This is a genomic window from Streptomyces sp. NPDC002845, from assembly GCF_053591955.1.
Genome location: NZ_JBSFUU010000067.1, coordinates 1 through 13,069, shown reverse-complemented (window position 1 = coordinate 13,069; position 13,069 = coordinate 1). Strand labels below are relative to the sequence as shown.

Below are 13,069 nucleotides of genomic sequence, written 5' to 3'. Positions count from 1 at the left end.
GCCGTATGGAGCGGGCGACGGGAATCGAACCCGCGTAGCTAGTTTGGAAGACTAGGGCTCTACCATTGAGCTACGCCCGCACAGCGCGCGCCGCAGGTCAGCCGACCGCGGCACAGAAGGCATCGTAGCGGGTCGTACGCCCTCGCCGCACACCCCATTGCCGGTCGTGGCGGGAGGCCGGGACGGCGCTCGGGAAATGCGGCAGCCGCACTGCCTGCGGGCATGTACCCTACGTGTCGCACCAGACGGGGTGTGGCGCAGCTTGGTAGCGCGTCCGCTTTGGGAGCGGAAGGCCGTGGGTTCAAATCCCGCCACCCCGACCACCAGCCGGAACCCGCCGGGGAAGGCCCGGCGTCCCAAGATCGCTTTTTGGGGCGTGTACCGCCTGCGGTTACTATGCAAGTTGCGCGCCCGTGTGTCTGCACTGTTACGTCTCTCAAGGGCCGCGAATCCGCTGAAGCTCCGACGGGTCGCTTTTCGAACCGGCGGTGGTGCACAGCAGAACCCCCAAGAAGTCAGCCACAAGGAGACCGAACCGTGAAGAGCGCCGTGGAGACCCTGAACCCGACTCGGGTTCGGCTCACTGTCGAGGTGCCCTTCGAGGAGCTCAAGGACAGCCTCGACGCGGCGTACAAGAAGATCAACCAGCAGGTCACGGTGAAGGGCTTCCGCAAGGGCAAGATCCCGGCCCGGATCATCGACCAGCGCTTCGGTCGTGGCGCCGTGCTGGAGGAGGCCGTCAACGACGCGCTTCCGAAGTTCTACACCGATGCGGTGAACGAGGCCGAGATCAGCGTCCTCGGCCAGCCCGACGTCGACATCACGGAGCTGAAGGACGGCGAGACGCTGAACTTCACCGCCGAGGTCGACGTCCGCCCGACCATCGAGATCCCGGACTACTCCGGCATCGAGGTCGAGGTCGACGCCGTCGAGGTCACCGACGAGGACATCGACAAGGCCGTCGACGAGCTCCGTGAGCGCTTCGCCTCGACGTCCCCCGTGGAGCGCGCCGCCGAGGACGGCGACGTCGTCACCATCGACCTGGAGGCCAAGGTCGACGGCGAGGTGCTGGAGGACGGCGTCGCGAGCGGCGTCTCCTACACCATCGGCTCGGGTGAGCTCCTCGACGGCATCGACGACGCCGTGAAGGGCCTGGAGGCCGGTGGCGAGGCCACCTTCACCTCCGAGCTCAAGGGCGGCTCGGCGGCCGGCAAGGAGGCCGAGGTCGCCGTCAAGGTCACCCAGGTCGCCGCGCGTGAACTGCCGGAGCTGGACGACGAGTTCGCGCAGCTCGCCTCCGAGTTCGACACGCTTGAGGAGCTCAGGGCGGACAGCCGTAAGCGCCTCGAGAACATGAAGCAGTACGACCAGGCCACGCAGGCCCAGGAGCGCGTCCTGGAGAAGCTGCTGGAGCTCGTCGAGGTGCCCGTCCCCGAGAAGCTCCTTGAGGACGAGATCAACACCCGCAAGCACAACCTGGAGCACCACCAGCTCGGTCAGATGGGCCTCGACCTCGCGAAGTACCTGGAGATCCAGGGCAAGACCGAGGAGGAGTTCGAGACCGAGACGCGTGAGGCCGCGATCAAGGGCATCAAGACCCAGTTCGTCCTCGACGAGCTTGTCTCCGAGGAGAAGCTCAACGTCAACCAGGAGGAGCTGACGGAGCACCTGATGCGCCGTGCCGCCTCCTCGGGCATGTCTCCCGACCAGTTCGCCCAGAGCGTCGTCCAGAACAACCAGGTTCCCCTCCTGGTCGGCGAGGTCGCCCGGGGCAAGGCCCTGGCCGTCGTCGTCGAGGCCGCCACGGTCACGGACACCAACGGTGAGGTCATCGACCTCGACGACGAGGACGAGACGGAGTCGGCTGAGGCCTCCACGGAGACCGAAGCCGAGCCTGCGGCTGAGGCCGCTGCCGAGGCCGCGGAGTCCACCGAGGAGAAGCCCGAGGCGTAAGCCTCCGGCGGTTGAGCAGCTGTAGCTGTACGACGGGCCCCGGGACGCACATGCGTCCCGGGGCCCGTCGGCGTAGGCGTGCCCTGAGCCTGACCGGTGTGCGGGCCCTGACCCCAGGATCCTCGCCCCCGCCGCCCCTACCCGTCCCATCCCCCAGGGGCTCCGCCCCTTCGACCCCGGCCCCGGGGGGCTGCGCCCCCTGGCCCCCCGGGGTGGGTGGGTTGTCTGCGGGTGGGTTGGGATGGTGCGGGCCGGTGGGTGGTGGATCGGCCTTGCGGCCTCGTCCTCAAGCGCCGGACGGGCTGATGGTGCCTGGCCGGGGTTGCAAAGGCTCAGCGCGGAGCTGGAGGAACTTGGCGCTGGCCGGTGAGGTGGGAGGCGCGGGCCCGTGGGGTTGGCATGGGCCCGTGGGGTTGGCGCGGGCCCATCGTGCTACTCCGGGCTGGAGCCGCGCCCCGTCAGGGGCGCGGGGAACTGCGCGACCAGCCACACACAACCCGCACCCACCCCACAACCGACACCACCCACCCCCTCCCATCACCCACTCACTCGAACCACTCCACTCACTCGAACCACCCCACTCACCCGAACTCCCACCCACCCCCAGCCCCCAGCAGAGGCCCCGGGCGGAGCCCCCTGACGGTCGGGCGTCCCAGGGCCACAAGGCATCCGGGGCCCAGCACAGCCCACCCGCACCCAGCGGAGCGCATGCGCTGACAGCGAACAGTCCGGGAACCGGGATGGCACCCGCCTGCCTGCGCGTTAGGGTCCATGAATACGAGGGCAGGGGAGTCCCCGGAGCCGCCCCGGAAAGGGCGGGCAATGGAGCCCAGGCCCCAGCAGAACACGTGCAGACGGCCCGGCGCCGTCGTAAGACGAGCAGGTGGATACGTGACGAATCTGATGCCCTCCGCCGCCGGCGAGCCTTCCATCGGTGGTGGCCTCGGCGACCAGGTCTACAACCGGCTGCTCAACGAGCGGATCATCTTCCTCGGCCAGCCGGTCGACGACGACATCGCGAACAAGATCACCGCACAGCTGCTGCTCCTTGCCGCGGACCCGGACAAGGACATCTACCTCTACATCAACAGCCCCGGCGGTTCGATCACGGCCGGCATGGCGATCTACGACACCATGCAGTACATCAAGAACGACGTGGTGACCATTGCCATGGGCCTCGCGGCCTCGATGGGCCAGTTCCTGCTCAGCGCCGGCACGCCGGGCAAGCGCTTCGCGCTGCCGAACGCCGAGATCCTGATCCACCAGCCCTCCGCCGGCCTGGCCGGCTCGGCCTCGGACATCAAGATCCACGCCGAGCGGCTGCTGCACACCAAGAGGCGCATGGCCGAGCTCACGTCGCTGCACACCGGCCAGTCGATCGAGCAGATCACCCGCGACTCGGACCGTGACCGCTGGTTCGACGCCTACGAGGCCAAGGAGTACGGCCTCCTCGACGACGTGATGCCCACGGCCGCCGGAATGCCGGGCGGCGGCGGCACCGGCGCGGGCTCGTAAGGGCGTACCAGGCTCCAGGACCCGCGCACGGGGCGCACGCGGTTGCCGACTTCCGAAGGCGCCAGAAGCCGCGAGGAGCCGCGAGACGCCACGAGGAGCCGTGAGGAGCCACGCAGGCTCCCGCCCTGCCTTCCGGGTCCGGCCCGCGCCCCGCAAGCCCCCAGCCCCCGCCTCAGCCCTTTTCAGGAGACATCGTGAACGACTTCCCCGGCAGCGGCCTCTACGAGCGTACGCACGCCGAATACACCGGCCCCATGGCAGAGTCCCGTTACGTCATCCCGCGCTTCGTCGAGCGCACCTCGCAGGGCGTCCGTGAGTACGACCCGTACGCGAAGCTCTTCGAGGAGCGCGTGATCTTCCTCGGTGTGCAGATCGACGACGCCTCCGCCAACGACGTCATGGCGCAGCTGCTGTGCCTGGAGTCGATGGACCCCGATCGTGACATCTCGGTCTACATCAACAGCCCCGGCGGCTCCTTCACCGCGCTCACGGCCATCTACGACACGATGCAGTTCGTGAAGCCGGACGTCCAGACGGTCTGCATGGGCCAGGCGGCCTCCGCCGCCGCGATCCTGCTGGCCGCCGGCACGCCCGGCAAGCGCATGGCCCTGCCGAACGCCCGTGTGCTGATCCACCAGCCGTACAGCGAGACCGGCCGCGGCCAGGTCTCCGACCTGGAGATCGCCGCCAACGAAATCCTCCGGATGCGCTCGCAGCTGGAGGAGATGCTGGCCAAGCACTCCACCACGCCGATCGAGAAGATCCGCGAGGACATCGAGCGCGACAAGATCCTCACGGCCGAGGACGCGCTGGCGTACGGCCTGATCGATCAGATCATCTCCACCCGCAAGATGAACAACGCCTCCGTCAGCTGAGACGGGGTAGGGGTACCCCCTGCTTGAGCGAAGTCGAGAGCTTGGGGGAGTATCATCTGCCGCCCCTTGGCACGGTTTGGCACGGTCCACGTCAAAGTGAACCGTGCCAAGGGGGGCCCGAACCGGGGGCTCGGCAAGGTACCGTCGGACATAAGGCAGCACCAGGAGCCGCTGGATCCAGGCGTCTCCCAGGCGAAGGGGAAGCACACCGTGGCACGCATCGGTGACGGCGGCGATCTGCTCAAGTGCTCGTTCTGCGGCAAGAGCCAGAAGCAGGTCAAGAAGCTCATCGCAGGCCCCGGTGTGTATATCTGCGACGAGTGCATCGATCTCTGCAACGAGATCATCGAGGAAGAACTCGCGGAGACGAGCGAGGTGAGGTGGGAGGAGCTCCCCAAGCCCCGCGAGATCTACGAGTTCCTGGAGGGGTACGTCGTCGGCCAGGAGTCGGCGAAGAAGGCCCTCTCGGTCGCGGTGTACAACCACTACAAGCGGGTCCAGGCCGGTGAGAACGGCGGAGCCCAAGGCCGCGACGACGCCATCGAGTTGGCGAAGTCCAACATCCTCCTGCTCGGCCCCACGGGCTCGGGCAAGACGCTCCTCGCCCAGACCCTCGCGCGCATGCTGAACGTCCCGTTCGCCATCGCCGACGCGACGGCGCTGACGGAGGCGGGGTACGTCGGCGAGGACGTCGAGAACATCCTGCTGAAGCTCATCCAGGCCGCCGACTACGACGTCAAGAAGGCCGAGACCGGGATCATCTACATCGACGAGATCGACAAGGTGGCCCGCAAGAGCGAGAACCCGTCCATCACGCGTGACGTGAGCGGCGAGGGCGTACAGCAGGCGCTGTTGAAGATCCTGGAGGGTACGACCGCCTCCGTACCGCCCCAGGGCGGACGCAAGCACCCGCACCAGGAGTTCATCCAGATCGACACGACGAACGTCCTGTTCATCGTGGGCGGCGCCTTCGCGGGCCTGGAGAAGATCATCGAGTCCCGGGCCGGCGCGAAGGGCATCGGCTTCGGCGCGACGATCCACTCCAAGCGCGAGCTGGAGGCCAAGGACCGGTTCGAGGACGTCATGCCCGAGGACCTGGTCAAGTTCGGCATGATCCCGGAGTTCATCGGCCGTCTGCCGGTGATCACGTCCGTCCACAACCTGGACCGCGAGGCCCTCCTCCAGATCCTGATCGAGCCGCGCAACGCGCTCGTGAAGCAGTACCAGCGCCTCTTCGAACTCGACGGCGTGGAGCTGGACTTCGAGCGTGAGGCCCTCGAAGCCATCGCCGACCAGGCGATCCTGCGCCAGACCGGTGCCCGGGGCCTGCGCGCCATCATGGAAGAGGTCCTCCAGGGTGTGATGTACGAGATCCCGTCCCGCAAGGACGTGGCCCGCGTCGTCATCACGGCGGACGTCGTCCACTCGAACGTGAACCCGACGCTCATCCCGCGGGACGCGCGGGGCCGTGGCCCGGGGGAGCAGAAGACGGCGTAGGCACCGCACCGAGACAACCGAGACATACGCAGCAGGGGCTCCGGTCGACCGACCGGAGCCCCTGCGCGGTTGAGCGGGTGTCAGGCCTCGATGTCAGGCCTTGACGCGGACTTCCGCACGGAGCTTCGTGGTGATGTCGATCGCGACGTCCTTGCTGATGCCCGTCAGGGCGTTGCCCGGCGACACCATGGAGAGGGTGCTGTAGTCGGCCCACGCGCAGAACCAGTCGGTCTTCTCCTGCTTGGTCACCGGGTTCGTGCCCTTGGCCGCCTGGCACTTCATGACCGCGCCGTCGAGGTCGGCCTCCTCGGGCTCGCCGATCAGCTCGGTGTCGACGCCGGTGGTGCTGCTGGAGGAACCGTCCTCGGTCGACTTCTTGAAGTTGGCGAAGAACGTGTCCAGGGCCGCCTCCGGGTCGGAGATCTTCCCGTAGACACCGGCGAACGTGACGCTCTTGGCGGTCGCGATCTCGGCCGGGTCGGGCGCCGTGCTCGGGTCGGCGGGGTCGTAGCCGCTGAGGTCGGCCGTCGAGTAGACGCCGATCGCGGTCTCGCCGTCCTCGACACCGCTCTTCTCCAGCTCCGCCACCGAGTCGTCACCGGCGTTCGCGCCGTCATCGGTGACCCGCTTGTACTCGGTGAGTACCGTCGCCGGCGTCGACAGCTTGTGCGCGCCGTCGTCCTCGATGCCGCCCGCGCCGCCGCCCCCGCCGATCACGAAGTACACGCCCACGCCGATCGCGGCCACGACGGCGACGGCGCCGATGATGATCCCCGTCTTCTTCTTGCCGCCACCGGGAGCCGGCGGCTGCGGCATCCCGTACGGGTCCTGGCCGTAGGGCGGCGGCTGCTGACCGTACGGCGGCTGCTGGCCGTAAGGGCCCGGCTGCTGGGGCGGGGCACCCTGCGGGGGCTGCTGCGGGTAGCCGTAACCCGGTTGGGCGGGCGGAGCCTGCTGGGGGTAGCCGTAGCCGGGCTGGGGGGCCTGCGGCGGCTGGCCGTAGCCGGGCTGCGGAGCCTGCGGCTGCTGGCCGTAAGGGCCCTGCTGGCCATACGGTCCGGGCTGCTGGGGCTGCCCGCCGTACGGGCCCGGCTGGTTGTAGCTCATTTCTGGGTTCCCCTCCAGATGCTTATGTGTTCCTGACATCCTGTCCCAGGCCCGGCGTGCGGGGCGCATCAGGGGGTGCACCGTTACGAAAGAATCGAGTTTCGGGGCGCACCCGTGACACCTCTAAACTGACCCCGTGACCGAGAACGCTCAGCAGCAGCCCACAGCGCCCACCACCGAACTGCCGACCCAGTACGCGCCGGCCGAGGTAGAGGGGAAGCTGTACGAGCGCTGGGTAGAACGGGGTTACTTCGCCGCCGACGCGAAGAGCGAGAAGCCTCCGTACACGATCGTCATCCCGCCGCCGAACGTCACCGGCAGCCTGCACCTGGGCCACGCCTTCCAGCACACGCTGATGGACGCCCTCACGCGCCGCAAGCGCATGCAGGGTTACGAGTCGCTGTGGCTGCCGGGTATGGACCATGCCGGTATCGCCACGCAGAACAAGGTCGAGCAGCAACTCGCCGAAGAGGCCAAGTCCCGCCAGGACCTGGGGCGTGAGGCGTTCGTCGAGCGCGTCTGGCAGTGGAAGGAGGAGTACGGCGGCAGGATCCTCGGCCAGATGCGCCGCCTCGGCGACGGCGTCGACTGGGACCGCGAGCGGTTCACCATGGACGAGGGTCTGTCCAAGGCCGTCCTCACCATCTTCAAGCGGCTGTACGAGGACGAGCTGATCTACCGCGCCGAGCGGATCATCAACTGGTGCCCGCGCTGCCTCACCGCCATCTCGGACATCGAGGTCGAGTACCAGGAGGACGACGGCGAGCTCGTCTCCATCAAGTACGGCGAGGGCGACGAGACGGTCGTCGTCGCGACCACCCGGGCCGAGACCATGCTCGGTGACACGGCCGTCGCCGTTCACCCCGACGACGAGCGCTACCGGCACCTGATCGGCAAGCGGATCAAGCTGCCGCTCACCGACCGTGCCATCCCCGTCGTCGCCGACAGCCATGTCGACCCCGAGTTCGGCACGGGTGCCGTCAAGGTCACCCCGGCCCACGATCCGAACGACTTCGCGATCGGCCAGCGCCACGGCCTGGAGTCGATCACGGTCATGGACGAGCGGGCGGTCATCACCGCGCACGGCCCCTTCCAGGGCCTGGACCGTTTCGAGGCGCGCTCCTCCATCGTCGCCGCGCTGCGCTCGCAGGGCCGGATCGTCTCCGAGAAGCGCCCGTACCTCCACTCCGTCGGCCACTGCTCGCGCTGCAAGACCACCGTCGAGCCGCGCCTGTCCATGCAGTGGTGGGTCAAGGTCGGCCCGCTGGCGCAGGCCGCCGGTGACGCCGTCCGCGACGGCCGGGTGCAGATCCACCCCGAGGACATGTCGAAGCGGTACTTCGACTGGGTCGACAACATGCACGACTGGTGCATCTCACGCCAGCTGTGGTGGGGCCACCGCATCCCCGTCTGGTACGGCCCGGACGGCGAGGTCGTCTGCGTCGGCCCCGACGAGGAACCGCCGACCGGCGAGGGCTGGACCCAGGAGACCGACGTCCTGGACACCTGGTTCTCCTCCGGCCTGTGGCCGTTCTCCACGCTGGGCTGGCCGGAGGAGACGCCGGACCTCGCGAAGTTCTACTCGACCGACGTCCTGCTCACCGGCCACGACATCATCTTCTTCTGGGTCGCCCGGATGATGATGTTCGGCCTGTACGCGATGGACGGCGAGGTTCCCTTCAAGACCATCGCCCTGACCGGTCTGGTCCGCGACGAGCGCGGCAAGAAGATGTCGAAGTCCTTCGGCAATGTCGTCGACCCGCTCGACTGGATGGACAAGTACGGCTCCGACGCGCTGCGCTTCACCCTCGCCCGCGGCGCCAACCCCGGCACGGACGTCCCGATCGGCGAGGACTGGGTCCAGGCGTCCCGCAACTTCGCCAACAAGATCTGGAACGCCACGCGCTTCGCGCTGATGAACGGCGCCACGGTCGAGGGCCCGCTGCCCGAGGCCTCGAAGCTGTCGGCGACCGACCGCTGGATCCTCTCCCGGCTGAACGAGACGGTCGCCCAGGTCGACGCGTACTACGAGGACTTCCAGTTCGCCAAGCTCAGCGAGGCGCTCTACCACTTCGCCTGGGACGAGGTCTTCGACTGGTACGTCGAACTGTCCAAGACGACGTTCAACGCGGGCGGCGAGGCGGCCGAGGTCAGCAAGCGGGTCCTGGGCGAGGTCCTGGACGTCACGCTGCGGCTGCTGCACCCGGTGGTCCCGTTCGTGACGGAGACCCTGTGGACCACGCTGACGGGCGGCGAGTCGGTCGTGATCGCGGACTGGCCGAAGGCTGTGTTCGTTCCTGGTGCTGACGCACCGGGCGGCTTCCGTGACATGGCCGCCGAGAAGGAGATCGAGACCCTCCAGTCGGTGATCACCGAGGTCCGCCGTTTCCGCGCCGACCAGGGACTGCAGCCGGGCCAGCGGGTTCCGGCCCGCTTGGCCCTGGACGGTACGGCGCTGGCGCCCCACGGGGCCGCCATCCGCCAGCTGCTCCGCCTCCAGCCGGAGGGCGACGGCTTCACCGCCACGGCCACCCTGCCGGTCGCGGGTGCCACGGTCGCGCTGGACCTGTCCGGCACGATCGACGTCGCCGCCGAGCGCAAGCGGCTCGCCAAGGACCTGGCCGCCGCGCAGAAGGAGCGCCAGCAGGCCGAGGCCAAGCTGGGCAACGAGGCGTTCCTGGCGAAGGCTCCGGAGCAGGTCGTGGAGAAGATCCGCACGCGGCTCGCCAAGGCGGACGAGGACATCACGCGGATCCAGGCACAGCTGGAGCGGTTGCCGCAGGCGTGAGCCCGTTTCTCGTACGCGGATTTCTCGTACGTGGCCCCCGGAGTCGCCAAGGCACCGGGGGTCTTCGGCATGCCGGGCAGCCGCCTGGAGCCGCTGTCGGTCGTCGTCCGTAGACTGTCCCCGTGAGTGAGCTCCCCCCGCACGACAGCAGCGAGCAGCCCGAACCGAGTGACCCGATGGACTCCTTCGAGGAGATCGTCGCGGCGGAGACGGACCGGGACCCCGATCTCGCGGTGATCGAGGCCGGCAGCCGTACCCTGCGGACGCAGGGCGGGCCGCCGCAGGCCGACGTGCCCGCGCGTCCGGCCGACCCGGAGGTCGACAAGGCGCTCCGCGAGGTCGAGGCGGAGCTGGCCACCCGCTGGGGCGAGACCAAGCTGGAGCCCTCCGTCACGCGGATCGCCGCGCTGATGGACGTACTGGGCGAGCCGCAGCGGTCGTACCCCTCGATCCACATCACCGGGACGAACGGCAAGACGTCGACGGCCCGCATGATCGAGGCGCTGCTCGGCGCTTTCGAGCTGCGCACGGGCCGGTACACGTCCCCGCACGTCCAGTCGATCACCGAGCGCATCAGCCTGGACGGGGGACCGGTCTCCGCCGAGCGGTTCATCGAGACGTACAACGACATCAAGCCGTACGTCGAGATGGTGGACGCGCAGCAGGATTTCCGGCTCTCCTTCTTCGAGGTGCTCACCGGCATGGCGTACGCGGCCTTCGCGGACGCGCCGGTCGATGTGGCCGTCGTCGAGGTGGGCATGGGCGGCAGCTGGGACGCCACCAACGTGATCGACGCCGATGTGGCCGTCGTGACGCCCATCGACCTCGACCACACCGACCGGCTCGGTGCCACGCCCGGTGAGATCGCCGGTGAGAAGGCGGGCATCGTCAAGCAGGACGCGACCGTGATCATGGCGCAGCAGCCGGTCGACGCGGCGCAGGTGCTGCTGAAGAAGGCCGTCGAGGTGGACGCCACGGTGGCCCGTGAGGGCCTCGAATTCGGGGTCGTCGCGCGCCGGGTCGCCGTCGGCGGGCAGCTGCTGACGCTGCGCGGGCTCGGCGGGGAGTACGGCGAGATCTTCCTGCCGCTGCACGGCGCGTACCAGGCGCACAACGCGGCGGTGGCGCTCGCGGCGGTCGAAGCGTTCTTCGGCGTCGGCTCGCAGCGGCCCGAGCCGCTGGACATCGACACCGTCCGCAAGGCGTTCGCGTCGGTGGCCTCGCCGGGCCGGCTGGAGGTCGTACGGCGGTCGCCGACCGTCGTCCTGGACGCCGCCCACAACCCGGCGGGCGCGCGGGCCACGGCCGAGGCGGTCAGCGAGGTCTTCGACTTCAGCCGGCTGATCGGGGTCGTGGGCGCGAGCAGCGAGAAGAACGTACGGGGGCTGCTGGAGGCCTTCGAGCCGATCTTCGCGGAGGTCGTGGTCACCCAGAACTCCAGCCATCGCGCCATGGACGCGGACGAGCTGGCCGCGGTCGCCGTCGAGGTGTTCGGCGAGGACAGGGTCCAGGTCGAGCCGCGGCTGCCGGATGCCCTGGAGGCGGCGGTCACGCTCGCCGAGGAGGAGGGCGAGTACGCGGGCGGCGGCGTCCTCGTCACCGGTTCCGTCATCACCGTTGGCGAGGCCCGACTGCTCCTGGGGAGGGGCTGAGTTCCCGTGCGTACGCTCTGTGCTTCGACCCTGATCGGCGAGGTCTTCGTCATCGCCTTCGCCGGTCTGGTCGCCATGAAGGACCCCGACCTGTCGATGGGTACGGTCTGGACGGTCAGCGGTGTCGCCATGGCCCTGTGCGTGCTGCTGTGCGGGGGGATCACCCGGCCCGGTGGTGTGCAGCTGGGCTGGGTGCTGCAGATCGGCCTCATCGCGTCCGGGTTCGTGGTTCCGACGATGTTCTTCCTCGGGGCGGTCTTCGCGGTGCTGTGGTGGGCGTCGGTGCATTACGGGCGGAAGATCGACGAGGCGAAGGCGAGGTTCGCGGCGCAGGGAGAGGCGCAGGGAGAGATGTCCGCCGCCGGACAGACGGAGACGGGTGGGGCGTCCTGACCCGGTGGGGAGTCCTGGCTCGGTGGGGCTTCGTGACCCGGTGGGGAGTCCTGGCTCGGTGGAGCTTCGTGACCCGGTGGGGCTTCCTGACCCGGTGGGGCTTCCTGACGCTGCGTGACGTTGCGTCGGGGCGGCCCTGTAGCCTCTGAGCTCCGCACATCTGTGACATTGAAGGAGCCCGACTGTGAGCCAGCGCACCCTCGTCCTTCTCAAGCCCGACGCTGTACGTCGTGGGCTGACCGGCGAGATCATCAGCCGTATCGAGCGCAAGGCCGGGTGGCAGATCACCGCGCTGGAGCTGCGGGGGCTGGATCAGGAGACGCTGGAGCAGCACTACGGGGAGCACAAGGGCAAGCCGTTCTACGAGCCGCTGGTGGAGTTCATGTCCTCCGGACCGGTTGTCGTGATGGTGGTCGAGGGTGAGCGGGTGATCGAGGGCGTCCGCGCGCTGGCTGGCCCGACCGACCCGATCGCCGCGGCGCCCGGGTCCATCCGGGGGGACTTCGGTGTCATCGTCCGCGAGAACCTCATCCACGCGTCCGACTCCGAGGAGTCCGCGGAGCGGGAGCTGAAGATTTTCTTCCCGGGGCGCGTGTAGCCACCGGCGGCGGTTCACCGCGGTCCGGCCCCCGTGCGATCGGGGTTCCGGGCCGTCGCCGTCCACCCCCGGTTTTTTCCTCGCCCCCGCCGCCCCTACCCGTCCCATCCCCAGGGGCTGCCGCCCCTTCGACCCCGCCCCTGGGGGCTGCGCCCCCGGGTCCCTGCTGGGGGCAGTGTGCGGGTGGGGTGGGAACGGTTCGGGTGGGTGGGTGGTGTGGGTTGTTGGGTGGCTGCGGGTTGTGTGTGGCTGGTCGCGCAGTTCCCCGCGCCCCTGACGGGGCACGGCTCCAGCCTGGACCAGCACCCACCAGCCCGCACCCCACCACACCAGCCCCGCACCAAGCTCCTCCGTCCTGCACCGAGTTTCTTGGACTCCGTGTTCAGGCTCCTTGGACTGTGCGCCAGGTTCCTCCGTCCCGTTCCGAGTTCCTCGGACTGTGCGCCAGGTTCCTCCGTCCCGTTCCGAGTTCCTCGGACTGTGCGCCAGGCTCCTCCGCCCCGCTCCGAGTTCCTCCGACCCGCGCCAAGCTCCTCCGCCCCTGAGCTGAGCCTTTGCAGCCCCGGCCGGGCACCCTCAGCCCGTCCGGCGTTTGAGGACGAGGCCGTTCAGGCCGATCCCGCAGGCGGGGGGGGGGGGGGGGGGGCGGCGGGGCGGGCGGGGGGCGGGGGGGGGGGGGGCGGGGGCGGGG

At 69.2% G+C, this 13,069-nt stretch carries 9 protein-coding genes and 2 tRNA genes; 9 read left to right on the top strand and 2 right to left on the bottom strand.

Annotated features, from left to right (window positions below; all coding sequences use genetic code 11):
- Positions 1-6 precede the first annotated feature (6 nt).
- Positions 7-80: transfer RNA gene (locus ACWD3C_RS35475), tRNA-Gly, on the bottom strand.
- A 166-nt stretch (positions 81-246) separates the two neighbouring features.
- On the opposite strand from ACWD3C_RS35475, the gene ACWD3C_RS35470 reads away from it, so the two are divergent.
- From ACWD3C_RS35470 to clpX, 5 genes are all read left to right on the top strand, one after another.
- A tRNA-Pro gene (locus ACWD3C_RS35470) sits at positions 247-323 on the top strand.
- 214 nt (positions 324-537) lie between these two features.
- Positions 538-1,953 (top strand): trigger factor, encoded by a 1,416-nt coding sequence (gene tig, locus ACWD3C_RS35465; protein WP_451150488.1) that lies wholly within the window; start codon positions 538-540, stop codon positions 1,951-1,953.
- A gap of 903 nt (positions 1,954-2,856) precedes the next feature.
- Positions 2,857-3,468 (top strand): ATP-dependent Clp protease proteolytic subunit, encoded by a 612-nt coding sequence (locus ACWD3C_RS35460; protein ID WP_451150559.1) that lies wholly within the window; start codon positions 2,857-2,859, stop codon positions 3,466-3,468.
- 194 nt (positions 3,469-3,662) lie between these two features.
- Positions 3,663-4,343: an ATP-dependent Clp protease proteolytic subunit gene (locus ACWD3C_RS35455; protein ID WP_451150486.1), complete on the top strand. Its 681-nt coding sequence runs from the start codon at positions 3,663-3,665 to the stop codon at positions 4,341-4,343.
- A 210-nt stretch (positions 4,344-4,553) separates the two neighbouring features.
- Positions 4,554-5,840: an ATP-dependent Clp protease ATP-binding subunit ClpX gene (gene clpX, locus ACWD3C_RS35450; protein ID WP_451150484.1), complete on the top strand. Its 1,287-nt coding sequence runs from the start codon at positions 4,554-4,556 to the stop codon at positions 5,838-5,840.
- 93 nt (positions 5,841-5,933) lie between these two features.
- Here the strand turns inward: clpX and ACWD3C_RS35445 are convergent, their stop codons facing one another.
- Positions 5,934-6,947 carry a hypothetical protein gene (locus ACWD3C_RS35445; protein WP_451150482.1) on the bottom strand — a complete coding sequence of 338 codons (1,014 nt, stop codon included), beginning with the start codon at positions 6,945-6,947 and terminating at the stop codon, positions 5,934-5,936.
- Between the two features lie 136 nt (positions 6,948-7,083).
- On the opposite strand from ACWD3C_RS35445, the gene ACWD3C_RS35440 reads away from it, so the two are divergent.
- The 4 genes from ACWD3C_RS35440 to ndk all read left to right on the top strand — a co-directional run bounded on the left by ACWD3C_RS35440 (position 7,084) and on the right by ndk (position 12,378).
- On the top strand, positions 7,084-9,735 hold the full coding sequence (locus ACWD3C_RS35440) for a valine--tRNA ligase (RefSeq protein WP_451150480.1): 2,652 nt from the start codon (positions 7,084-7,086) through the stop codon (positions 9,733-9,735).
- 176 nt (positions 9,736-9,911) lie between these two features.
- On the top strand, positions 9,912-11,387 hold the full coding sequence (gene folC, locus ACWD3C_RS35435; RefSeq protein ID WP_451150557.1) for a bifunctional tetrahydrofolate synthase/dihydrofolate synthase: 1,476 nt from the start codon (positions 9,912-9,914) through the stop codon (positions 11,385-11,387).
- A gap of 6 nt (positions 11,388-11,393) precedes the next feature.
- Complete coding sequence (locus ACWD3C_RS35430) at positions 11,394-11,780, top strand: DUF4233 domain-containing protein (protein ID WP_451150478.1); 387 nt, start codon at positions 11,394-11,396, stop codon at positions 11,778-11,780.
- Positions 11,781-11,964: 184 nt separating this feature from the next.
- On the top strand, positions 11,965-12,378 hold the full coding sequence (gene ndk / locus ACWD3C_RS35425) for a nucleoside-diphosphate kinase (RefSeq protein WP_451150476.1): 414 nt from the start codon (positions 11,965-11,967) through the stop codon (positions 12,376-12,378).
- The last annotated feature ends 691 nt before the right edge of the window (positions 12,379-13,069 follow it).

Bases quoted from the DNA above. Each gene is read 5' to 3' on its own strand.
- ACWD3C_RS35460 (WP_451150559.1), top strand. From the start codon at position 2,857: ATGCCCTCCGCCGCCGGCGAGCCTTCCATCGGTGGTGGCCTCGGCGAC.
- ACWD3C_RS35445 (WP_451150482.1), bottom strand. From the start codon at position 6,947: ATGAGCTACAACCAGCCGGGCCCGTACGGCGGGCAGCCCCAGCAGCCC.
- folC (WP_451150557.1), top strand. From the start codon at position 9,912: ATGGACTCCTTCGAGGAGATCGTCGCGGCGGAGACGGACCGGGACCCC.